The organism is Stenotrophomonas sp. SMYL89 (genome assembly GCF_036319985.1).
Taxonomy (GTDB): Bacteria; Pseudomonadota; Gammaproteobacteria; order Xanthomonadales; family Xanthomonadaceae; genus Stenotrophomonas; species Stenotrophomonas maltophilia_Q.
Genome location: NZ_JAWIRW010000014.1, coordinates 57,006 through 80,226, shown reverse-complemented (window position 1 = coordinate 80,226; position 23,221 = coordinate 57,006). Strand labels below are relative to the sequence as shown.

21 protein-coding genes are annotated in these 23,221 nt (G+C 64.6%); 6 read left to right on the top strand and 15 right to left on the bottom strand.

Annotated elements, in window-relative coordinates; all coding sequences use genetic code 11:
• The first annotated feature begins 148 nt into the window (after nucleotides 1–148).
• The 3 genes from V3B41_RS16235 (at nucleotide 149) to V3B41_RS16225 (ending at nucleotide 3,451) form a co-directional block, all read left to right on the top strand.
• Nucleotides 149–1,351: an amino acid aminotransferase gene (locus V3B41_RS16235; RefSeq protein ID WP_049429175.1), complete on the top strand. Its 1,203-nt coding sequence runs from the start codon at nucleotides 149–151 to the stop codon at nucleotides 1,349–1,351.
• A 267-nt stretch (nucleotides 1,352–1,618) separates the two neighbouring features.
• Nucleotides 1,619–2,635, top strand: coding sequence for a class 1 fructose-bisphosphatase (locus V3B41_RS16230; RefSeq protein ID WP_014035428.1), 1,017 nt, complete (start codon nucleotides 1,619–1,621; stop codon nucleotides 2,633–2,635).
• A gap of 108 nt (nucleotides 2,636–2,743) precedes the next feature.
• The gene (locus tag V3B41_RS16225) at nucleotides 2,744–3,451 is read left to right on the top strand and encodes a 2OG-Fe(II) oxygenase (RefSeq protein ID WP_197650261.1); all 708 of its coding nucleotides are present in this window, start codon (nucleotides 2,744–2,746) and stop codon (nucleotides 3,449–3,451) included.
• Between the two features lie 57 nt (nucleotides 3,452–3,508).
• Here V3B41_RS16225 and V3B41_RS16220 read toward each other — a convergent pair whose 3' ends face one another.
• The 15 genes from V3B41_RS16220 to dnaA form a co-directional block, all read right to left on the bottom strand.
• Nucleotides 3,509–4,600: a PA0069 family radical SAM protein gene (locus tag V3B41_RS16220; RefSeq protein WP_024958794.1), complete on the bottom strand. Its 1,092-nt coding sequence runs from the start codon at nucleotides 4,598–4,600 to the stop codon at nucleotides 3,509–3,511.
• Between the two features lie 148 nt (nucleotides 4,601–4,748).
• Nucleotides 4,749–5,492, bottom strand: a complete 744-nt coding sequence (locus V3B41_RS16215; RefSeq protein WP_049429177.1) for a pyridoxine 5'-phosphate synthase — start codon at nucleotides 5,490–5,492, stop codon at nucleotides 4,749–4,751.
• 9 nt (nucleotides 5,493–5,501) lie between these two features.
• The gene (locus V3B41_RS16210) at nucleotides 5,502–5,771 is read right to left on the bottom strand and encodes a hypothetical protein (protein WP_329861682.1); all 270 of its coding nucleotides are present in this window, start codon (nucleotides 5,769–5,771) and stop codon (nucleotides 5,502–5,504) included.
• A 40-nt stretch (nucleotides 5,772–5,811) separates the two neighbouring features.
• Entirely contained in the window at nucleotides 5,812–7,272 is a 1,461-nt protein-coding gene (cls, locus tag V3B41_RS16205; RefSeq protein WP_049429179.1) for a cardiolipin synthase, read from the bottom strand.
• A gap of 161 nt (nucleotides 7,273–7,433) precedes the next feature.
• A complete protein-coding gene (locus V3B41_RS16200) occupies nucleotides 7,434–7,847 on the bottom strand; it encodes a biopolymer transporter ExbD (RefSeq protein WP_005411740.1) in 414 nt (137 codons plus the stop codon).
• Between the two features lie 3 nt (nucleotides 7,848–7,850).
• Nucleotides 7,851–8,276, bottom strand: a complete 426-nt coding sequence (locus V3B41_RS16195) for a biopolymer transporter ExbD (protein ID WP_005411739.1) — start codon at nucleotides 8,274–8,276, stop codon at nucleotides 7,851–7,853.
• 62 nt (nucleotides 8,277–8,338) lie between these two features.
• Complete coding sequence (gene exbB / locus V3B41_RS16190) at nucleotides 8,339–9,100, bottom strand: TonB-system energizer ExbB (RefSeq protein ID WP_005411738.1); 762 nt, start codon at nucleotides 9,098–9,100, stop codon at nucleotides 8,339–8,341.
• 94 nt (nucleotides 9,101–9,194) lie between these two features.
• Complete coding sequence (locus tag V3B41_RS16185) at nucleotides 9,195–9,752, bottom strand: energy transducer TonB (RefSeq protein WP_170272480.1); 558 nt, start codon at nucleotides 9,750–9,752, stop codon at nucleotides 9,195–9,197.
• Nucleotides 9,753–10,006: 254 nt separating this feature from the next.
• Nucleotides 10,007–11,194: a tetratricopeptide repeat protein gene (locus V3B41_RS16180; RefSeq protein ID WP_049429182.1), complete on the bottom strand. Its 1,188-nt coding sequence runs from the start codon at nucleotides 11,192–11,194 to the stop codon at nucleotides 10,007–10,009.
• 132 nt (nucleotides 11,195–11,326) lie between these two features.
• Entirely contained in the window at nucleotides 11,327–12,133 is an 807-nt protein-coding gene (locus tag V3B41_RS16175) for a M48 family metallopeptidase (RefSeq protein WP_010487422.1), read from the bottom strand.
• 71 nt (nucleotides 12,134–12,204) lie between these two features.
• The gene (locus tag V3B41_RS16170) at nucleotides 12,205–13,050 is read right to left on the bottom strand and encodes a CPBP family intramembrane glutamic endopeptidase (RefSeq protein WP_049429183.1); all 846 of its coding nucleotides are present in this window, start codon (nucleotides 13,048–13,050) and stop codon (nucleotides 12,205–12,207) included.
• A 67-nt stretch (nucleotides 13,051–13,117) separates the two neighbouring features.
• Nucleotides 13,118–15,577 (bottom strand): DNA topoisomerase (ATP-hydrolyzing) subunit B, encoded by a 2,460-nt coding sequence (gene gyrB / locus V3B41_RS16165; protein WP_049429184.1) that lies wholly within the window; start codon nucleotides 15,575–15,577, stop codon nucleotides 13,118–13,120.
• Between the two features lie 112 nt (nucleotides 15,578–15,689).
• Nucleotides 15,690–16,784 (bottom strand): DNA replication/repair protein RecF, encoded by a 1,095-nt coding sequence (recF, locus tag V3B41_RS16160; RefSeq protein WP_049429185.1) that lies wholly within the window; start codon nucleotides 16,782–16,784, stop codon nucleotides 15,690–15,692.
• Nucleotides 16,785–17,775: 991 nt separating this feature from the next.
• Nucleotides 17,776–18,876 carry a DNA polymerase III subunit beta gene (gene dnaN / locus V3B41_RS16155; protein ID WP_005411731.1) on the bottom strand — a complete coding sequence of 367 codons (1,101 nt, stop codon included), beginning with the start codon at nucleotides 18,874–18,876 and terminating at the stop codon, nucleotides 17,776–17,778.
• A gap of 275 nt (nucleotides 18,877–19,151) precedes the next feature.
• On the bottom strand, nucleotides 19,152–20,483 hold the full coding sequence (gene dnaA, locus V3B41_RS16150) for a chromosomal replication initiator protein DnaA (RefSeq protein ID WP_049429225.1): 1,332 nt from the start codon (nucleotides 20,481–20,483) through the stop codon (nucleotides 19,152–19,154).
• A gap of 255 nt (nucleotides 20,484–20,738) precedes the next feature.
• Between dnaA and rpmH the strand changes: the two genes are divergently transcribed.
• From rpmH to yidC, 3 genes are read left to right on the top strand one after another with little or no spacing between them, the layout of a single operon-like run.
• Entirely contained in the window at nucleotides 20,739–20,879 is a 141-nt protein-coding gene (gene rpmH / locus V3B41_RS16145; RefSeq protein WP_005411729.1) for a 50S ribosomal protein L34, read from the top strand.
• A gap of 5 nt (nucleotides 20,880–20,884) precedes the next feature.
• Nucleotides 20,885–21,379, top strand: coding sequence for a ribonuclease P protein component (gene rnpA, locus V3B41_RS16140; protein WP_080355007.1), 495 nt, complete (start codon nucleotides 20,885–20,887; stop codon nucleotides 21,377–21,379).
• The gene (gene yidC, locus V3B41_RS16135; protein WP_049429186.1) at nucleotides 21,379–23,094 is read left to right on the top strand and encodes a membrane protein insertase YidC; all 1,716 of its coding nucleotides are present in this window, start codon (nucleotides 21,379–21,381) and stop codon (nucleotides 23,092–23,094) included. Before rnpA ends, yidC begins: the two co-directional genes overlap by 1 nt.
• The last annotated feature ends 127 nt before the right edge of the window (nucleotides 23,095–23,221 follow it).

Here is a 23,221-nt window from a genome sequence, read left to right as displayed (position 1 = left end):
GCAACGCACGCCATGGTACGGGGCTGCGGATGACGATGGCGGCGGCCAGCCCCGGCAGGCTTTGTTACGATGGGCTGTTTCCGGCTGAAAAGCCGCGGACCGCGTAGCGCACTTCCTCCCCCTTTCCGTCTACCGAACGAGTACCGCCGTGTCCTTCTTTGCAAACGTGGAACTGGTCCCAGGCGACCCGATCCTGGGCCTGACCGAGGCGTACAACGCCGACAGCCGCCCGACCAAGGTCAACCTGGGTGTGGGCATCTACTACGACGAGAGCGGCCGCATTCCGCTGCTGCGCGCCGTCAAGCAGATCGAGCAGCAGCTCGCCGCCGAAGCCAAACCGCGCGGCTACCTGCCGATCGATGGCCTGCCGGCGTACACGCAGGCGACGCGTGAGCTGGTGTTCGGCAAGGATTCGCCGCTGCTGGCCGCCGGCCGCGTCACCACCGCACAGACCGTCGGTGGCAGCGGTGCGCTGCGCGTCGGCGCCGACGTGCTGAAGAAACTGCTGCCGCACGCCACCGTGGCGCTGAGCAACCCGAGCTGGGAAAACCACCGTGCGGTGTTCAGCGCCGCCGGTTTCGACGTGGTGGAGTACACCTATTTCGACCCGACCACCCATGGCGTCAACTTCGACGCCCTGCTGGCCGACCTGGGCAAGCTGGACGCCGGCACCGTGGTGCTGCTGCACGCCTGCTGCCACAACCCCACCGGCGCCGACCTCACGGTCACCCAGTGGAAGCAGGTCGCGCAGCTGCTGAAGGACAAGCAGCTGTTCCCCTTCATCGACATGGCCTACCAGGGCTTCGACAAGGGCATCGAGCAGGACGGCGCCGCCGTGCGCATCATCGCCGAAGCCGGCATCGACAGCTTCATCGTCGCCAACTCGTACTCCAAGTCGTTCTCGCTGTACGGCGAGCGCGTGGGTGCGCTGTCGATGGTGGCGCCGACCGCCGCGGACGCCAAGGCCGTGCAGTCGCAGGTCAAGCGCGTGATCCGCACCATCTACTCCAGCCCGTCCACCCACGGTGCTGCGCTGGTGGCCGGCGTGCTGACCAACCCGGAACTGCGCGCGATGTGGGAGCAGGAACTGACCGAGATGCGCGAGCGCATCCACGCCCTGCGCCAGGGCCTGGTCGAGAAGCTGGCTGCCGCTGGCGCGCCGCAGTTCGGTTTCATCAACGAGCAGGCCGGCATGTTCTCCTACTCCGGCCTGAGCCGCGAGCAGGTCGAGCGCCTGCGCGACGAGTTCGGCATCTACGCCGTCGGCACCGGCCGCATCTGCGTGGCCGCGCTGAACCAGAACAACCTGGAGTACGTCGCCAAGGCCGTGGCCACCGTCGCCAAGGGCTGAAGCAAGGTTGCACGGGTTTGAGAACAAAGGCGCCGAAAGGCGCCTTTGTTTTTTGCGCGCTGGTCTCTGTAGAGCCGAGCCTACGCTCGGTTTGTGCGGCATGAAGGACGAAGCGCAGCCGAGCGCGGGCTCGGCTCTACAGAAGCAGGGCGCCCCGCTTCCGCGAGCGCAACGCATCTGGAAACGATTACGCCTTCCCGCGCTCACGCACGCGCTTGCCGGACCGGCGACAATAGGCGTTTTCCTGCTGCCGAGACCTGCCCGCTCATGTCCCGTACTTCGTTGACCCGCTTCCTGATCCAGGAACAGCACGCCGGCCGCATCAATGCCGACCTGCGCCAGCTGATCGCGGTCGTCGCCCGCGCCTGCACCAGCATCTCCATCGCCGTCAGCAAGGGCGCCCTCGGTGGCGTGCTCGGCGACGCCGGTACCGGCAACGTGCAGGGCGAAGCGCAGAAGAAGCTGGATGTGATCAGCAACGAGATCCTGCTTGAAGCCAACGCCTGGGGTGGCCACCTCGCCGCGTGCGCCTCCGAAGAAATGGATCACAGCCAGCCGGTGCCGGACATCTACCCGCGCGGCGATTTCCTGCTGCTGTTCGATCCTCTCGATGGCAGCTCCAACATCGACGTCAACGTCTCCGTCGGCACCATCTTCTCCGTGCTGCGTTGCCCGACCAACGTCGAGCTGCCGGGCGATGACGCCTTCCTGCAGCCGGGCAGCAAGCAGATCGCCGCTGGCTACTGCATCTACGGGCCCAGCACCCAGCTGGTGCTGACCGTCGGCCACGGCACGCACGCCTTCACCCTGGACCGCGAGAAGGGCGAGTTCGTGCTGACCACCGAGAACATGCAGATTCCGGCGGCCACCCAGGAATTCGCCATCAACATGTCCAACCAGCGTCACTGGGAAGCGCCGATGCAGGCCTATGTGGGCGATCTGCTGGCCGGCAAGGAAGGCGCGCGCGGCAAGAACTTCAACATGCGCTGGATCGCCAGCATGGTGGCCGACGTGCATCGCATCCTGACCCGCGGCGGTATCTTCATCTACCCGTGGGACAAGAAGGACCCGTCCAAGGCCGGCAAGCTGCGCCTGATGTACGAAGCCAACCCGATGGGCCTGCTGGTCGAACAGGCCGGCGGCGCCGCCTGGACCGGCCGCGAGCGCATCCTCGACATCCAGCCCGACCAGCTGCACCAGCGCGTGCCGGTGTTCCTCGGTTCGCGCGAGGAAGTGGCCGAAGCCGTGCGCTACCACCACGCGCACGACGACGCGCAGGGCTGATGGGCGGTTGCCGGACGACGGTCATGGCAGATCGATGACATGACCGTGGGGTGACACCGAGGGCGGCAAACGGCACCATCAAGCCGTTGCCGCCTAAGGAATGCACGCATGCACGAGCAGGGCCCGGTCGATTTCATCGAGGTCATCCACAACGCGGTCCCCAGCGAGGTCTGCGCAGCGATCGTCGAGCGCATGCGGGCGGCGCGTGGCCTGCAGCCCGGTGCCGTGGGCAGTGGCGTGTTCCCGGAACTCAAGCACAGCAAGGATCTGCGCATCAGCGGCCTTGATGGCTGGCAGGATGTGGACCATCAGCTGCAGCACGCGGTGTTCAACGGCCTGCTGACTTATCTACGCCGTTATCCACAGGCATTGATCGCCCCGCTGATGTTGCAGATCCAGGACAGCAACGGCCAACCGCGACGCCTGTCTGCCGAGGACTTCCCTGACATGCCGCAGCAGCAACTGGCCGATCTTGCCCGCACCTGCCTGCGCCCGGGTGCGATCAACCTGCAGTGGTATGCGGCAGGCGAAGGCGGTTACCCGTACTGGCACTGCGAGCTGTACCCGAAGGATGCGCAGGCCGAGACCCTGCACCGGCACGTGCTGTGGACGCTGTACCTCAACGACGACTTTGACGAAGGCGAGACCGAGTTCCTGTTCCAGGGGCGGAAGATCGTGCCGCGCACCGGCAGTCTGTTGATTGCCCCGACCGCGTTCACCCACACCCATCGGGGCAACCGACCGCAGGGCGGCGACAAGTTCATCGCCACCAGCTGGATCCTGTTCCAGAGTGCGCAGAAGTTGTTCGGGGGTTGATCTCGAGCCTGCTCGACAGCCTCGAATGCAGCGTCGAGCCATGCTCGACTGATGGACTCAGAACAGACTTCCCTGCGGCGAATCCTTCTTCGGCGGCAACGGCTTCTGGAACCGGCTGCAATCCAGCTTCGGCCAATGGCTGTTCTGCGCATTGAAGCCGAGACGCTTTCGCGCCAGCTTGAAGCGGTTGTTCAACAGATCGGCATACACGCCCTGGCCGCGCATGCGCGTGCCGAACTGGCTGTCGTAGTCTTTGCCGCCGCGCAGCTGCTGAATGGTGCTCATCACGTGCGCGGCGCGATCGGGATGATGGGTATCGAGCCAGTCGCGGAACAACGGCGCCACTTCCAGCGGCAGGCGCAGCAGCACGTAACCGGCTGTGCTGGCGCCGGCATCATGTGCGGCCTCCAGCACGGCTTCCAGTTCGCTGTCGTTGATCCACGGGATTACCGGCGCCACCATCACTCCCACCGGAATGCCCGCTTCATGCAGGCGCTTCATCGCGCGCAGCCGTGCATGCGGCGCTGATGCACGCGGTTCCAGCTTTGCGGAAAGATGAGGGTCCAGCGAGGTCACCGAGAAGTGCACGCTGACCAGGTTTTCCGCCGCCAACGGTGCGAGCAGATCGATGTCGCGCTCGACCAGCGCGTTCTTGGTAATCAACGAAAATGGATGCTTGGTTTCCAGCATCACTTCGATCAGCTGGCGGGTCAGCTTGAACTTGCGCTCGATCGGCTGGTACGCGTCGGTGTTGATGCCCAGCGCGATCGGCTGTGGCACATAGCCCGGCTTCGACAACTCCTTGCGCAGCAGCTGCGGCGCATTGGTCTTGGCAAACAGCTTGGTCTCGAAATCCAGGCCCGGCGACAGGTTCAGATAGGCGTGCGAGGGACGCGCGAAGCAGTACGAGCAGCCATGCTCGCAACCGCGGTACGGATTCACCGATTGGCTGAAGCCAACGTCCGGCGAAGTGTTGCGGCTGATGATGCTGCGTGCGGTCTCGGCGCGTACTTCGGTGCGCAGGCGCGGCGCGAGGAACTCCTCGCTCTCGTCAACCGCCCAGCCGTCGTCCACCGCCTCGCTGACGGTGCTTTCAAAGCGTCCGGCAAGGTGGGACGTGGAACCTCGGCCCTTGATCGCGATACCCATGCCCGCAGGGTACGCCGCGCCTGTCTCAGCGGCTGCGACGGCCGCCTGAAGGGTTCAGGGCAAGTCTGAGCCGAGCGTGGGCTCGGCTCTACAGTGGGATACGGCTACCTTTTGTAGAGCCGAGCCCATGCTCGGCTGCATCCATCGGTTACAGCAGTGCCAGGTAGCCCCGCACCGTGGCATCCAGCCCGTCATACAGCGCCTCGCCGATCAGCGCATGACCGATCGACACCTCCAGCACGTCCGGCACGTGGGCCAGGAAATCGCGCAGGTTGTCCTGCGACAGGTCGTGGCCGGCGTTGACGCCCAGTCCCACCGCCTGTGCGCGGCGCGCGGCGGTGGCGAACAACGCCAGCATTGCCTCGGCATCGCCGGCGGCGTGCGCTTCGGCGTAGGGGCCGGTGTACAGCTCGATGCGATCTGCACCGACTTCGGCCGCCTGCTCCAGCAGCGGATTACCGGCGTCGACGAACAGGCTGACCCGGCAACCCATCGCCTTCAGTTCGGCCACCAGTGGTCGCAGCCGCTCGCCGTCACGCTCGAAGTCGAAACCGTGATCGGACGTGATCTGCCCATCGCCATCCGGCACCAGCGTGGCCTGCGCCGGGCGGGTCTGTTCGCACAACGGCAGCAGCCCGGGGTAGCCCTCGCGCGGCGGCGCGAATGGGTTGCCTTCGATGTTGAATTCGACGCCCCGCGCGCGGGTCAGCGTCGACAGCGCCAGCACGTCCTCGGCGGTGATATGGCGGCGGTCCGGCCGCGGGTGCACGGTGATGCCATGCGCACCGGCATCCAGGCAGGCCTGGGCGGCACGCACCACGTCCGGTTCGGCGCCGCCGCGCGAATTACGCAGGACGGCGATCTTGTTGACGTTGACGCTGAGCTGGGTCATGGAACGGAACTACTTGGAAAGAGGGGACGGATCGTGGTCGTTGGCGTCGTCATTGCGGCGGGCCTGGGCCTGCTCGCGCAGGCGGCGCAGTTCCTCGGCATCGACAAGCGTGGCAGGGTCCCGCTGAAGGTCGCCGAAGCGGGACACATAGCGGCCGCGCACCCAGGCCAGCAGGAAGGCCAGGGCGGCCAGCAGGCACAGGGTCATCAATGCGGCGCTGGGGGTCTTCAGCGCGAAGGCGAAACAGCCCAGCGCCAGCAGCAGGTACAACCAGTACATAGTCGGGCTCCCCGGATGATCGCCGCAGTGTAGCGCTGCGTCAGAGCAGCGGCGAGGCCAGCCGGGCGAAGGCCTCGGGCAGGCGGTGCAGCCACAGCGAGCGGCCGGCCTGGTCGTGCACGCGGGTGGCGCGGTCGAACTCTCCCTGCAGCAGCCCGGCCAGGGCGGCGACGCGGTCACGGTCGCTGATCATCATCGACAGCTCGAAGTTCAGCCGGAAGCTGCGGTGGTCGAAGTTGGCACTGCCGACGATGCAGACGTCGTCATCGGCGATGAAGGCCTTGGTATGCAGCATGCGCGGGCCGTACTCGTAGATCTTTACCCCGGCATGCAGCAGTTCGTCGAAGTAGGAGCGCGCGGCCTGGGTGACGAACCAGGAATCGCTCATCTTCGGCACCAGCAGGCGCACGTCCAGGCCGCCCAGCGCGGCCGAGGTCAGCGCCATCCGCGCGGCTTCGCCGGGCACGAAGTAGGGCGTCACCAGCCAGACCCGTTCGTGCGCCTCCTGGATCGCCGCCACGTGCAGCCGATGGATGGTTTCCCAGCCGGAGTCTGGCCCTGAGACCAGCACCTGGGCGTTGATGGCACCATCGCCGCGCAGCGGCATGTCGGCCGGCCAAAGACGGGCAATGTCCATGCGCGAGGGATCCTGGCCACTGGCATAGAGCCAGTCTTCGGCGAACACCAGCTGCAGGCTGCGCACCACATGGCCGCGGATGCGCATGTGCAGGTCGCGGTAGGCGTCGGGCCGGCGGCTTTCGTCCTCTTCGTCAGTGATGTTGATGCCACCGGTGAAGGCCAGGCGACCGTCGATGATCACCAGCTTGCGGTGGGTACGCAGGTTCAGCCACGGGCGCTTGAAGGGCTTCAGCAGTTGCCGCGGATGGAACCAGATGGCCTCGCCGCCTGCGTCCAGCAATGGTTGCAGGAAGCGGCGGGGGAGGGCGGAGGATCCCACGGCATCCAGCAGCAGGCGCACCTGCACGCCGGCGCGGGCGCGTTCGACCAGGGCATCGCGCAGCGCGGTGCCGGCGTGGTCCGGATTGAAGATGTAGTACTCCAGGTGCACGTGATCGCGAGCCTGCGTCACCGCTTCCAACAGAGCGGCGTACGTAGCGGCACCGTCCACAAGCCAGGTCACTTCGGTGGCGCTGCTCGGCGCCAGGCCGGTGGTGGCCTGGGCGATCTTGGCCAGCTCGGTGCAGTCGGCATCGGGCGGGCAGACGTCGCTGTAGTGCTCCATGCCCGAACGGGCACGGCCACGGCGCAGCCGCTGACGCTTCACCTTCTGCGGGCCCAGCAGGTAATAGATGAACAAGCCGAGGTAGGGCAGCAGCGCCAGCGACAGGATCCAGCTCAGCGTGGCCACCGGCTCACGCTTCTGCAGCATGATCCAGCCGGTCAGCGCGAGCAGGTACAGCAGATAGGCTACCGCCAGGATCGTGCCGAGGTGGGCGATGCCGTCGAGCCAGTGGCGCAGGGAGTCGAAGAGGGCGAGCATCCGCCGATCATAGCGGGCGCGTGCTCCCTGATGGGGTCAGATCCCTTTTCCTGAGGAAAAGGGATCTGACCCCATGGCGGCGTGATGAGCGCAAAAAAAAACGCCCCTGTTTCCAGGGGCGTCTGCAGTCGCGTCATGACTGTTGTGTTGCGGTGTAGCGATTACTGCTGCACAAAACCGATCTTCTTCATCTGAGCATTCTTCGCGGCGGCCAGAACCTTGGCCATCACGTCGTACTCGGAATCCGGGCTGGCGTCGATGCGCAGTTCCGGCTGGTTGGTCGGGTCACGCTGGACCTCCTGCTCCATCCGCTGCTGCAGCTCGCTGGTATTGATCGGGCTGTTGTTCCACGAGACCTGGTTGCTGGCGTCGATCTTCAGTTCGATCGGCGGCGGCGGTTCAACCAGCTGCGGCGGTGGGTTGAGCACGCGCTGCGGCAGGTCGACGGCGATCGGGTACGTCATGATCGGCGCGGTCACGATGAAGATGATCAGCAGAACCAGCATCACGTCCACGAGGGGCGTGACGTTGATGTCTGCCATGGGGCCCTTGCCACCACCACTACTGAATGCCATGGCTTATTGCCCCTTTTCTTTGGTCGCGACGAAGCCGACGTCCAGCATGCCCTGCTCCTGCGCGACCTTGGTCAGGTCGTTGATGACGCGCATCTTGGTGGTGCGGTCACCACGCAGGTTCAGCGGCGGCTGCGGGGTCTGCTGGGCGGCGGTCGCCAAGCGGGACTCGAGAGTCTGCTTGTTGATTTCTTCGTCGTTCCAGTAGATCGAGCCGTCTTCCTTGACTGCCAGGGTGATCGGTCCGGAACGCTTTTCAGCGTCTTCCGGCTTCTGGATCAGGTTGGCTTCCGGCAGATCCACCTTGACCTTGTGGGACATCAGGGGCGCCGTGATGATGAAGATGATCAGCAGCACCAGCATCACGTCCACGAGGGGCGTAACGTTGATGTCGGCCATGGGGCCGCCGCTGTTACCACTACTGAAAGCCATAACGGGCTCCGTCTAGATCTTGGTGACTACTTACGTTCGTCGCTGGGTGACGCGCGCCGCAATTAGCGGACGCGCGAGCCGGTGGCGAAGAAGTCGTGCAGGTCGTGCGCGAAGGTATCGAACTTGCTGATGGTCGCGCTGTTGATCTTGCTGAAGAAGTTGAAGGCGAACACGGCCGGGATTGCGACGAACAGACCGATCGCGGTCATGATCAGCGCTTCACCCACCGGGCCGGCAACGGCGTCGATCGAAGCGGAGCCGGTGGCACCGATCTTGATCAGCGCGCCGTAGATGCCCCACACGGTACCCAGCAGACCGACGAACGGAGCGGTCGCGCCGACGGTGGCCAGCAGGGTCATGCCCGACTGCAGCTTGTTGCTTTCGCGGGTCACGGCCTGACGCAGGGCGCGGTCGACGAACTCCGAACGGCTCAGGTTCTCACCCACGCCGCCGGTGGCGCCGCCTTCAGCGCGCTGGTGGTGCGCAGCAGCCTGGGCAGCGTCCAGGGCGATCTTCGAGAACGGCTCCGAAGCCGGCTGCTCTTCCATCGCACGGATGGCGTCCTGTGCGTTCGGGGTGTCCCAGAACAGGCTGACGACGCGATCAGCGGCGCTCTTCAGGCGGGTCGCACGGAAGATGTTGATGACGGTCCAGTACCAGGACATGGCCGACATGGCGATCAGGGTCAGCAGCACGACCCAGGAAACCGCGAAATCACCCGGCTTGGTGGTCATTTCGTGGATCAGGTGCTCGAAGCCCATCTGCGACAGGGCGTTGGACGGATTGCCCCCGGCAGCAGCGGCGATGAAAATTTCCTGCAGCATGACGCTTACCTTTGTTGTGTGTGGTGATAAAGGGTGTAGCTAAGCTAAACAATCGAACCGGGAGCGGGGGTGGCCAGGCGGCCACCCGGGCGCATCAGTTCAGCGCAAAGTTGACCGGGACGCGAACGCGACCTGCCGCCTTCTTACCGCCAGATTCAGCGGCGTTGAAGCGCCACTTGCGAGCCGCTTCCATCGCGGCACGGTCCAGGTCGCGGTTACGGCTGGACTTTTCCACCGTGACATTGGTGACGTTGCCGCTGGCATCGACATCAATGATCAGGATCACTTCGCCCTGGATACCAGCGCGGAAGGCTGCCGGCGGGTAGCGCGGCGGATTCATGGCCTTCGACGAGATGTCCACGCTGGCCTCGATCGAGGTCGCAGGTGCCGGCGGCGCGGGGGGCGACGGCGGGGTGACGATATCGCTCGGGCGCGGCTCCGGCACGTCCACGACCGGCGCCTGCGGCGGCGGCGGGACCGGCGACGGCTTCGGCGGCGACAGATTCTTCACCGGCGGCGGCGGAGTATCGGTCGGCGGCGGCGGCGGCGGCGGCGGGGGCGGCGGCGGCGGCGCATCGACGATGGTCACCATGACGTTGCGCTCCTTCTCAGCCACGGCCTTGGGAGCCACGGCGGGAATGAGGAGCATCATGAAGGCGGCCAGATGCAGGGCAATTACAAACGCGATGCCGACGATGCGAGGCCAGCTCAGCCCCTTGTCATCGGGTTGTTCGTACCGGTGAACGACTAGTTGTTCCGTCATGCGCCAAGAGCTCAATAGTGGGGCCGGGATGCCGGGGGCGGAATCCCTGATCAGCGGTGCATGACACCGCAGGAACCTCCAAGCTTATACCAATCCTGAGCGCCTGCGCATCAACTGAGCAGGCATTCAGGCGTTATTCCTACTTACTTCAGGTTGATGATTTTCTTGGCATCAGCCTGGTTCTTCACACCCTTCGCCAGCGCCTGCTGGGCGGCCTGCTTGGCCTCCGGGATGCGACCTTCGGCATGCAGGACGCGTGCCAGGTTCAGGTAGGTCTCACCGTCCTTGGACAGCGGGGCAGCCTTCTGCCACGCATCGATCGCCTGCGGCACCTGGTCGGAGTAGTAGTAGGACTGGGCCAGCGCCAGGTAAACCTGGTAGTCCGGCTTGAGGATGCCCTTCTGCAACCCTTCGTTGATGACCGCGATGACGTCCTTTTCCTTTTTGTCGGTGTTGGCATAGATCGAGTACAGCTGCTTGTACTCGCGCTCTTCGGTGAGCTGGCCGCTGCTGCGCAGCTTGTCCATCACCGCGGCCGCCTTGTCCATCTGGTCGGCCTGCATGTACATGCTGGCCAGGTTCAGCTGGGCCTTCTTGTCGTTCGGGTTCTTGGCGGCCAGCGCCTCGGCTTCCTTGACCGCTTCACCGGACTGGCCGGCTTCGGACAGGGCCGCCATCAGCAGCTGGTTCCAGTTGTCCTTCGGTTCGGCGGAACCGGCGATGGCCTGCTTCAGCACCGGGATCGCTTCCTGGTAGCGCTCCAGCTGGTACAGCGCCTGGCCCTTGGCGATCAGTTCTTCCGGCTTGGTCGACTTGCTCTCGGCGAAGTACTTGTCGAGGGTTGCCAGGCCTTCGGCGGTCTTGTCTTCCTGCAGCTCCAGCTGGCCCAGCATCAGCATCGACTGGAAGTGGCCATTGTTGTCCAGGCCGTTGAACTGCAGGACCTGCTTCAGATAGGCGATCGCCGCCGGGGCGTCGTCGGTCTGGTAGGCCGCCTGCGAGGCCAGCTGCGCGGCCAGCGACTTGTCGTACTCGTTCGCGGCGCTGTCAGCCAGGATCGCGTCGGCCTGCTCGCGGGTCTCCGGGAACTTTTCCTTGTTGTAGCTGTCGATCATTTTCTGCAGCTTGCTGCCCATCTTGGCCGAGGCCTTGACCGTCGGCTCCTGGCGGGTCGCGTTCGGGTACAGCGCCTCGGCCTTGGCCTGCTTGCCGCCGCGGTTGCCGCGCTCGGAGGAACGCGAGGACTGCGCGAAGGCATCGGTGACCACGGCGCCGGTCAGGGCGGTCGCGACGAGGACGGAAAGCACAGCTTTGTGGTTACGGAAAATCATCGTTCACCTCGATCGAACCGCCGGTTAGCGGCAAAGTCGGACTGTCAGAAAAATCTGAGCCGCCAAACGTATCAGAAACAGATGGCGTGAGAAATCGTTTTATGTGCTGCAATACAGCATAGAACTGCGCACTCATCCGCACTTTGGCCGCAGCCCGGCCGCCTGCGCCTGCTGATAGACCGGCGTCAGGGCCGGGGCATCGCGTCGCAGTTCCTGGATCCGGTTGGCCGGATCGGGGTGGGTGGACAGCCATTGCGGGCTGCGGCCGCCGCTGGCGGCCATCATGTTCTGCCACAGGTCCACTGCCTGCGCCGGATTGAAACCGGCCTGGGCCATCAGCCGCTGGCCGATTACGTCAGCCTCGCTTTCCTGGGTGCGCGAGCCGGGCAGCAGGAAGGCCGTCTGCGCGCCCATGCCGCCGAGCTGGTTGACGGTGCTGGCAGCGCCTTCGCCATAGGCCGCACCGGCCAGCGCACCGAGCACGGCCAGGCCGGTCTGCGCGCCCATCTGGCGGGTGATGCGTTCTTCGTGGTGACGGGCGATGACATGGCCGATTTCATGGCCGATCACGGCAGCCAGCTGGTCCTGATTCTTGGCCACGGTGAAGATGCCGGTGTTCACGCCGACCTTGCCGCCGGGCAGGGCGAAGGCGTTGGGCTCCTTGTCGACGAACACTGCCGTCTCCCACCGTACGCCACGGTACTGAGGCGGCAACTGCGCGACCAGGGCATTGACCACGCACTGCACGTAACCGTTCTGGCGGCCGTCGGTGCTGATCTTTTCCTTCTGCTTTGTTTCGGCGAACGCCTGTGCGCCGAGCTGGTCCAGCTGTGCCTGCGAGACGCCGCCCACCATCTGCCGGCGGCCGGTAGGGGAGGTGGTGGTCGCGCAGGCGCTGACCAGAGTGGTGATGACAAGGGCCAGCAGCAGTTGTTTCATGGAAGCTCCCCCGTGTTCATATGGGCAGTGTGTAGCGTAGCGGCTTAATCTTTCGTCAAGCGGACGCGGCGTTACGTTGACCCTAGGAACACCATCGCGGCAAGGGCAACCGCATTGTTCAACGCATGCGCGGTGATCGCCGCCCACAACGTGCCGGTACGCTGGTAGAGCCAGCAGAACGCAGCCCCCATGCCGCCATAGACCAGCCAAAGTTGTGCGATTTCGGCCGGGCCATTGGCGCTGGTTCCAGGGATCTCATGGATCAGGGCGAATGCGAGGCTGCTCAGTACCACGCCCAACCACGGGCGCCCGGCCTTCCACAGGCGGCCAAACAGCACGCGGCGGAACAGCAGTTCCTCGTAGGCCGGCGCCAGTGCCACGGCGAACAGCACCAGGAACAACGGGAAACGTGCGATCGCGCTCTGCATCAGCGCCAGATTGGTGGGGACCGGCTCGATGCCGAACTGCTTGGCCAGGAAGGCAATGCCGTTGCTGCCGAGCACGATCAGGGTCGCCACCAGCAGGGTCCAGCCCCAGGTGGAGGGGCGGCGCAGCGCCTGGCGCGACGCGTGACGCTCGGCGGTATTGGCTGGCCGTCGCCAGAAGTACAGCAGCAACGCAGCGCCACCGGTGGCAAACAGCGCCATGAGAATCTGTGCAAGCGCGCCGGGCTGGCCCAGTGTCGCCGCGACCGAATTGGCGTCGGGCGTTCCACCGCTGGCCTGCGCATTGGCGTAGCCAACCACCACACCACGGTAAAGGCCCCACAGCAGGCCGCTGATCAGGCTCAGGCCGAACAGGGTGACAGCGGCGATGCCCAGATCGATGAAAAACCCCGCCAGCGGTGAAGCGACACGCGGCGCGGCCGAGGCCGGCGGAATCGGGGGCGGGGCGGAAGCCGGGGCGGATGCGGACATCGGGTACCTGCGTTCAAGGATCGAAGGCCGGCGCGCCTCCCCGCGCACCGGCCATCACCGGATTGTGTCAGATATCCAGGTTGGCGACCTTCAGCGCGTTGTCCTCGATGAAATCGCGACGCGGTTCGACGACATCGCCCATCAGGGTGCTGAAGATCTGGTCGGCTGCGACAGCGTCTTCGATGCGCACCTGCAGCAGTCGGCGGGTTTCCGGGTTCACGGTGGTGTCCCACAGCTGCTCCGGATTCATTTCACCCAGACCCTTGAATCGCTGGATCTGGCGGCCACGCTTGGCCTCTTCGAGCAGCCAGTTCTGCGCCTTGGCGAAGCTGTCCACTTCGATCGACTTGGCGCCGCGGGAGATGGTTGCACCTTCGCGAACCAGGCCATGCAGCAGCTTGGAGGCCTGGTGGATCGCGCGCAGTTCACCACTCTCGAACGCCGACATGGGCAGTACCTGGATGTGCTGTTCGCCCATGTGGCGACGGGTGACCAGTACGGCGGCCGGACGCTCATCGTTGGCTTCCTGCAGCTCCAGGCTGAAGCGCGGGCTGCCCAGGCTGCCCTGGTTGAGTCGCTTGGCCAGTGCATCCAGGCCTTCGCCTTCGCCGGCACTGCGCAGGCTCTCCAGGTCCATCGGCACGAAATCGACCAGCGCTTCGAGCAGGTTGCGGTCGTAGCGGTGCGCGTTGCGCTCGATGGAATCGAGGGCAGCGGCGTACGCCAGCAGCAGCTTCTCCAGTGCCAGGCCTTCGATGCCTGGTTCGCCGGTGGCCGGCACCAGCGCAGCGTTTTCCACCGCGCTGCTGGCCAGGTAGCTGTCCAGCGCCGGGTCATCCTTCAGATACAGCTCCTGCTTGCCCTGCTTGATCTTGTACAGCGGCGGCAGGCCGATGTAGACGTAACCGCGCTCGATCAGCTCCGGCATCTGACGGTAGAAGAACGTCAGCAGCAGGGTGCGGATGTGGGCGCCGTCGACGTCGGCGTCGGTCATGATGATGATCTTGTGGTAACGCAGCTTGTCCGGGTTGTACTCGTCACGGCCGATGCCGGTGCCCAGCGCGGTGATCAGCGTACCGACCTGGTCGGAGGACAGCATGCGGTCGAAGCGCGCGCGTTCCACGTTGAGGATCTTGCCGCGCAGCGGCAGCACCGCCTGGTTCTTGCGATTGCGGCCCTGCTTGGCCGAGCCGCCTGCCGAGTCACCCTCGACGATGAACAGCTCGGACAGCGCCGGATCCTTTTCCTGGCAGTCGGCCAGCTTGCCCGGCAGGCCGGCGATATCCAGCGCACCCTTGCGGCGGGTCAGGTCGCGGGCCTTGCGCGCGGCTTCACGTGCACGTGCGGCATCGACGATCTTGCCGGCGATCGCCTTGGCTTCGTTCGGGTTTTCCTGCAGGAATTCTTCCAGGCGCGCACCGAAGGCGTTTTCCACCGCCGGGCGCACGTCGGAGCTGACCAGCTTTTCCTTGGTCTGGCTGGAGAAGCTCGGGTCCGGCACCTTCACCGACAGCACCGCAATCATGCCTTCGCGCATGTCGTCGCCGGTCAGGTTGATCTTGGCCTGCTTGGCGATGCCGTTCTGCTCGATGTAGTTGTTGAGCACGCGGGTCAGCGCACCGCGGAAACCGGCCAGGTGGGTACCACCGTCCTTCTGCGGGATGTTGTTGGTGAAGCAGTACATCGTCTCCTGGTAGGAGTCGGTCCACTGCAGCGCCACATCCACCACGATGCCATTGTGCTCGCCGGTAACCGAGATGACATTCGGGTGCAGCGGGGTCTTCAGCTGGGCCAGGTGCTCCACGAAGCTGCGGATGCCGCCTTCGTAGTGGAAGTCATCGCGGCGGCCATCGCCACGCTCGTCAGCAAGGACGATCTTGACGCCGGAGTTCAGGAACGACAGTTCGCGCAGGCGACGGGCCAGGATGTCGTAGTGGAACTCCACGTTGTCGTGGAAGGCGACGGTGGACGGCCAGAAGCGCACGGTGGTGCCGCGCTTGGTGGTGGTTTCCAGCTTGGCCAGCGCGGTCACTGCGGCGCCGTTGCTGAATTCCTGCTGGTAGTGAAAGCCGTTCTGGAACACGTCCACCAGCAGCTTCTGCGACAGCGCATTGACCACGCTGACGCCGACGCCGTGCAGACCGCCCGAAACCTTGTAGCTGTTGTCGTCGAACTTGCCGCCTGCGTGCAGGACGGTCATGACGACTTCGGCCGCAGACACTTCGCGACCGAGCTTGGCACTCATCTGCTCATGCTTGCCGGTCGGGATACCACGGCCGTTGTCGGACACCGAAACCGAGCCGTCGGCGTGGATCGTCACCGCGACGTGGTCGGCGTGGCCGGCCAGCGCTTCGTCGATCGAGTTGTCGACAACCTCGAACACCATGTGGTGCAGACCGGTGCCGTCATGCACGTCACCGATGTACATGCCGGGACGCTTGCGGACAGCCTCCAGGCCTTCCAGGGCGGTAATGCTGTTGGCGTCGTAATTGCCGTTGTTTGCCGGGGTGTTCTGTTCGTCGCTCATTGCGCTTGCCGTAGGCTCCGCAGGTCGGCCACCGCTTGGGGCGATGCGCCGAGAATGAAAGGATTCCAACCCGAATTATACCAGCCGGGGTCGAGCGGCCCTGGTGCGCCCACTATGGCACAGCCACGATCTGTGCATGTTCCACGTGGAACCGGGCGATGTGGGTCAGTTCGTGCAGCGCCGCTGGGGTTTCGGTGGCGGTGATGAAGATCTGTGCTGGGCCATTGAGCAGGCGCTCCAGTACCCGCGCCTGGTGGGTGCGATCCAGCTCCGAAGCCAGATCATCCAGCGCGATCACCGGCCATTCGCCACGCTGTTCGGCATAGTCTTCGGCCTGCGCGAGCAGGCAGGCCAATGCCGTCAGCTTGGCCTGGCCCCGGGACAGCGCATCGCGACCCGGAATGCTCTGGAAATCAACGCTCCAGTCCGCCCGGTGCGGGCCGACCGAGGTATACCCAGCCTGGCGGTCGCGTTCCCGGGCCAGAAGCAGGGCATCGGCCAGCGGAAGTTCATGCCGCCGCCATCCAGGACTCAGTTCCAGTCCCTGGATGCCGAGTTGCGGCGCCAAGCTGGCGGCCAAGGCCACAGTGCGCTGCTGCAGACGCTCCAGGTAGTGCTGGCGGCGGCTTGTCAGTGGTTCTCCGGCCTCTGCCAGCTCGTGATCCCAGGTATCGAGCATCCGCGAGGGCCCGCCCTGCTTGAGCAGGGCATTGCGCTGCTTCAGCGCCCGGGAGTAACGGCGCCACAGGGACAGAAAGCCCGGTTCCACGTGGAACAAGCCCCAATCGAGGAAGCGGCGGCGGGGCTCGCCACCACCACTGACCAACGCATGGCTGCCGGGCTCGAACGTCACCACCGCCAGCGCTGCACAGAGATTGCCCAGCTGCGCGACATCTTCGCCGTCCAATCGCCCCTTCCAGTCCTGGCCGCTGTGGCGCAGCCCGGCCTTTCGGCGGTGGGACGGGTGATCGGCACGCTGTTCGTCCCATTCCACGAAGATTTCCAACGCTTCCTGGCCCTGGCGCACCAATCCATCGCGGACCCGGCCACGGAAGCTGCGTCCATAGGCCATCAGATGCAAGGCTTCGAGCACGCTGGTCTTGCCGGCACCGTTGTCGCCGGTCAGCAGGTTCAATCCCGGCTGGGGCGACAGGTCCACCGCACTGAAACGACGCAGTTGGTGCAGGGCGAGGCGGCGGATAAGCATGGGGCGCGAAAGACCATCCGCACGAGGCGGTAGTGGGGCAGGGAATCCATCAGCTTACTGCATCGGTCAAGGAGGACGCGCCACGCCAGCGACCAAGCAGAGCAGAGGCCTCTGCGCGCTTGGCAATCGCACGTTCCACGTGGCCCCACGCCGTCCGCTTGGCCCCTTGCAGGCCTGGACGTGACCGAAATCCCTTCAATTCTGCCGAGGGCAGCAGGGCATCGACCCTCAGATTTCAACGATTCCAGCGCTTTTACACAGGTGTGAGTGCGCGCTTCGGCAGGGGGTGCGGTCGGATGCCCCCCCCGGATTCCTTCAAATCTGCGATCCAGTGTCCTGGAGGGTTCCACAGATTTCAAAGAATTCAGCGCCTTCGTTTCACGCTGTCCACAGCGGGTCTGTATGACTTATACACAAGGTATGGGCAATCTGTGGATAAAAAAGCCCTTTTGCCTGCCGCTGAAAACTATCCACAGGTTCCCCCCCAGCCTTAGGGGCCTCTATACAGGGGGTTTCAGGCTTATAAATTTCTTTTAAATCATATAGATAGCTTGTTTCTCCACGAAATCTGGCCCTACCATCACCACCATGCTTTAGATTTATACCCAGATTTAGAAGCTAGGCTTGGCCCAAACTGCCTCGAATCGCTCCTGTGGACAGAGGCGTTTGCAGAAGCAGCGGGGATCGCGGCATCAGCGGCGGGGCGCTTCGTCAATCCAGTCAGATCTGGCCGAATGCACCGCGTTGAGAATCCAGGTGCGGGCGCTTCCGATCGAAGGGGATGCGCCAGCGGGCATTGGCTGCAATCGCAGGTTCCAACGCTCGCCATGAATGGTGCTGAAGGCAGAGCGAAAGAGGGGACCAACAAGAAGGATGACGTCCCTCCAAACGGAGGCTGCTCGGCAACCCGATTCAATGCTCCACGTGGAACAAAAAAAACGCCCGGGAAGATCCCGGGCGTCGTTCGGTTCCACGTGGAACAGCGCTGCTGTCAGAGACGCAGCGGCATGACTACGTGACGCGACTTCTCACTGCTGGATTCACGCACCAGCGCCGAGGAATTGGAGTCGCGCAGCTGGATGATGACTTCCTCGTCGCGCAGCGCGGACAGGGCATCCAGCAGGTAGTTCACATTGAAGCCAATGGCCAGATCGCTGACCGTGGTGTCGGCTTCGATTTCTTCCTGGGCTTCTTCCTGCTCCGGGTTGTGCGCGCTGATCTTCAGGTTGCCCGGCGAGACTTCCACGCGGATGCCGCGATACTTCTCGTTGGACAGGATCGCGGCGCGCTGCAGCGAGGCGCGCAGCGCTTCGCGATCCACCTTAACTTCGCGGTCGGCACCGATCGGGATCACCGCCTCGTAATCCGGGAAGCGACCGTCGATCAGCTTCGAGGTGAAGGTGACATCGTCGCGCTTGACGCGGACGTGGCTGCGGCCGACTTCCAGCTCGATCTCGCGATCGCCGCTTTCCAGCAGGCGCTGCAGTTCGGTCACGCCCTTGCGGGGCACGATGATCTGGCGCTTGGAACCGCTGGGCTTGGCCAGGTCGGTTTCACACAGGGCCAGGCGATGGCCGTCGGTGGCGACGGTCCGCAGGGCATCGCCGCGCAGATCGAACAGCAGGCCGTTGAGGTAGTAGCGCACGTCCTGCTGGGCCATCGCGAACGCGGTGCGTTCGATCAGTTCCTTGAGGGTCGCTTCGCCAATGGCCACGCGCTCGGTGGCTTCCACTTCGTCCACCGACGGGAAGTCGTTGGAGGGCAGGGTTGCCAGGGTGAAGCGGCTGCGGCCGGCCTGCACGGTGATCTTGTCACCGGTCTGCGAGACGGTGATCCGGCTGCCGTCGGGCAGGGCACGGATGATCTCGAACAGTTTGCGGGCGGGAATGGTGGTTTCGCCGTCCTGGGCGTCTTCAACCGCGATCCGCGACACCATCTCCACTTCCAGGTCGGTACCGGTCAGCGACAGCTGGCCGTTCTGTACCTGGACCAGGAAATTGGCCAGAACCGGAAGGGTCTGGCGGCGTTCGACCACGTTGACGACCTGTGCCAACGGCTTGAGAAAGGCTTCGCGCTGCAGTGTGAAACGCATGTGGTTCCGTGCCCCTATGCTTTAAAAAATGTGGAATAAATCAAAAGCTTGGTGGTGCTGGTAGAGACAGAATCGCTGGAAAACAACGCTAATTCTTTGTAAATAAAGGAATTTCAGACCTCGAAACCCTCTGTATTACCGACCCCCAGGGGGTGGGGAAAGCTGTGGATAAATTCGGCGCGATTTCAAACGCCATTTTTATCCACAACGTGTCCCGCGCTTGCTACCGGATTCTGCACCGTTTTGTGCGATGACGCCTCATCGGCATCCGTGCATCATTCGCTCAGCTTCCGGATCAGCTTGTCCCAGTCCTCGCGGAGCTTGCCGTCGGTTTCCATCAGGGTGCGGATCTGGCGGCAGGCATGCAGCACCGTGGTGTGATCGCGACCGGCAAACGCGTCGCCGATCTCGGGCAGGCTGTGCTCGGTCAGCTCCTTGGTCAGGGCCATGGCGACCTGGCGGGGGCGGGCCAGCGAACGGGTCCGACGCTTGGACAGCAGATCCTTGATCTGCAGCCCGTAGTAGTCGGCCACGGTTTTCTGGATGTTGGGAATGCTGATCGCCTGCTGCTGGGCACGCAGCAGGTCGCGCAGGGTTTCCTGGGCGAATTCGGTGGTGATCGCGCGGCCCGTGAAATTGGCGCGGGCGGTCAGGGTATTGAGCGCGCCCTCGAGGTCGCGCACGTTGGAGCGCATCTTCTTGGCGATCAGGAACGCAACATCATCGGGAATCTCGGCCCCGCGTTCGCGCGCCTTGGCCAGCACGATGGCGGCGCGGGTTTCAAAGTCCGGCGGTTCGATCGCGACCGACAGGCCCCAGGCAAGCCGCGACTTCAGGCGCGCTTCCAGGCCCTCGACCTCGCGCGGATAACGGTCGCAGGTCAGGATGATCTGCTGCTTGCCATCGAACAGCGCGTTGAAGGTGTGGAAGAACTCTTCCTGGGTGCGGTCCTTGCCGGCGAAGAACTGGATGTCATCGATCAGCAGCGCGTCCACCTGCTGGAACTGGCGCTTGAACTGATCCATGGTCTTTTCCTGCAGGGCCCGGATCATTGCGCTGAAGAACTGTTCCGAGCGCAGGTACAGCACCTTCGCGCCTGGATTGGCCTGGCGCATCGCGTTGCCGGCGGCGAACATCAGGTGGGTCTTGCCCAGGCCGGTGCCTCCGTACAGCAGCAGTGGGTTGTGCGCACGGTCGCCCGGTTTCTGCGCAGCCTGGAACGCCGCGGCCAGGCCCAGCTGGTTGCTGCGGCCTTCAACGAAGTTGGCGAACGTGTAGTGATTGTCCAGGTTGCCGGCAAACGGCACCTGCGGTTCGCTGGACACATGCGCCGATGGCGTGGAAACCGGCGAGTTCTGTGCCTCCACAGGGCGCGGGCGCGAGCCGATTTCAAGAAAAACGTCGCTGAAGCCGGCGAAATGCGCCAGCAGTTCGCGGATCCGGGCCAGATAAAGCTCGCGGACCTGGTCGACGATGAAGGCATTCGGTGCATACAGCACCAGGCTGTCCACGCGCAGATCGGCCTGCAGTGGCTTCAACCAGGTATGAACGTCTTCCGGCGGGAACTCCGCTTCGAGGCGCTCGAGACTACGGGACCAAGCATCCATCAGCAATAATCGTCCGGTGGCCGGGGCATGGACGCGACAAGGCGCCCAAACACAGGCCGGAAAGGGGGGAAATGGATGGCTCAGACTACCACCGAGCGCCCGCCTTCGGAATGCTTGTCCCCTACTTATTCACAAAAACATCCACAGCTATTGCACAGCCCGGTGAATTCGCGTAGCTGCCAGGGGTTGACTTGGGCCGGGGTACCTCTCTAGAATTTCCGGTTCTTTCCGTCCCATTCATACGAGAGGCCCCCAATGGCCACGAAGCGCACCTACCAGCCCAGCAACCTCAAGCGTAAGCGCGACCACGGCTTCCGTGCCCGTATGAAGACCGCTGACGGCCGCAAGATCCTGTCGCGTCGCCGCGCCAAGGGCCGCAAAGTCCTGAGCGCCTGATTGCCATGCCGCACCTCGCGGCAGACGCAATCCCTTCGACAGTGAATACTGCAGACCCGCGCAAGCGATTCCCTCGCTCTGCGCGGGTTCGCACGCGTGCCGAATATTCAACGGTCTTCAACGGCGCCCGCCGTGTGTCCGATCCGCTGATGACCCTGCACTGGCTGCCGGCTGACCGGCCGGCCAGGCTGGGTCTGGCGGTTTCCCGCAAGGTTGATCCGAACGCCGTCGGGCGTAACCGGATCAAGCGCGTCCTGCGCGACATCCTGCGTCAGACACGTACCGACATCCAGCCAGGCGACTTTGTCGTCGTGGCCCGTAGTGCTGCGCGTTCCGCCAGCAACGACGAGATCCGCCAGGCCTTCCTGCGCCTGCTGCGTCGCCTGCGTGCATTGCCCACGCCGGGCGTGGACGGCACAATGCCGCCGCCTGATGGCATCGCAACTCCTTCTTTGACCGAGCCGGCATCGCGTCCCGGCCCCGCCGAGCCTGTCCGCTGATGAACCAGACCCGCGTATTCCTCATTTTTGCCTGGCTGATGGTGGCCGTGCTGCTGTGGATGGAGTGGAGCCGTGAAAAGGCTGCCCCGACCCCGGCACCGACGACCACGTCGGCCCCGACCGCCGCACAGAGTGTTCCGGGCGCGACCCCGGGTGCCATCCCCAGCGCCCAGGTGCCGGGCGCACCGGGCCAGGCGGCCGTGCAGGCCCAGGCCAGCGCCACCCCGGCCAGCCAGCGCGTGACCGTCACCACCGACGTGCTGCGCCTGGTGCTGGACGGCGGCCGCGTGCTGGACGCCGAGCTGCTGCAGTTCCCGCAGACCAAGGACGAGGGCAGCCCGCCGGTCCGCCTGCTGACCGAAGACCCCGCGCATCCGTACAGCGCGATCAGTGGCTGGGCCAGCGAAGACAAGAACACCCCGGTGCCGGGCGCCGATGGCTTCAAGCTGGTCGGTGACACCAAGGACTTCGTGCTGGCCAAGGGCCAGAACGAGCTGCAGATCCCGTTCGTGTGGACCGCCGACAACGGCGTGACCATCAAGCGCACCCTGACCGTCTCGCGCAACGAGTACGCCGTGCGATTCAAGGACGAAGTCAGCAATGCCGGCGCCGCGCCGTGGAACGGCTACGTCTACCGCACCCTGGACCGCACCCCGACCATCCTGTCGCGGAGCATGACCAACCCGGATTCGTTCAGCTTCAACGGTGCCACCTGGTACGACAACGACAAGAAGTACCAGCGTCGTGCGTTCAAGGACTACCTGGAAGACGGCACGCTGAACCAGAACATCACCGGCGGCTGGCTGGCGATGCTGCAGCACCACTTCTTCACCGCCTGGATCCCGCAGAAGGACCAGACCGCGCACTACGTGCTGTCGCAGGTGGCCGGTCGTGACCTGATCGAGGCGCGTGGCCCGGCCTTCACCGTGGCCCCGGGCCAGTCCACCAGTACCGAAGCCCGCCTGTGGGTCGGCCCGAAGCTGGTCAACCTGATCGCCAAGGAAGACGTGCCGGGCCTGGACCGCGTGGTCGACTACAGCCGCTTCTCGATGATGGCGGTGATCGGCCAGGGCCTGTTCTGGGTGCTGAACCAGGTGCACAAGCTGGTCGGCAACTGGGGCTGGGCGATTGTCGGCCTGGTGGTGCTGCTGAAGCTGGTGCTGTACCCGCTGTCGGCCGTGCAGTACAAGAGCGGCGCCAAGATGCGTCGCTTCCAGCCGCGCATCGCGCAGCTGAAGGAACGCTATGGCGATGACCGCCAGAAGTTCCAGACCGCGATGATGGAGCTGTACAAGAAGGAAAAGATCAATCCGATGGGCGGCTGCCTGCCGATCCTCATCCAGATGCCGATCTTCTTCGCTTTGTACTGGGTGCTGGTCGAGTCGGTCGAACTGCGCCAGGCGCCGTGGCTGGGCTGGATCCAGGACCTGACCGCACGCGACCCGTACTTCATCCTGCCGGTCATCAACGTGGCGGTGATGTGGTTCACCCAGAAGCTGACGCCGGCACCGGGCATGGACCCGATGCAGCAGAAGATGATGCAGTTCATGCCGCTGGTGTTCGGCGTCATGATGGCCTTCATGCCGTCCGGCCTGGTGCTGTACTGGGTGGTGAACGGTGGCTTGGGCCTGCTGCAGCAGTGGTGGATGACCAAGCGCCATGGCGGCGAGCCGGTCCCGGCCACCACCGCCCCGGCCCCGGTCAAGAAGAAGTAATCCCGACCGCAGGTCACCTGCTTTGTAGAGTCGACTGTTAGTCGACTGGCGGACGAGCAGTCGACTAACAGTCGACGCTAACGCCCCCCGCGACCCGCGGAGCCCGCCGCCAGGCGGGGGTGTCGGC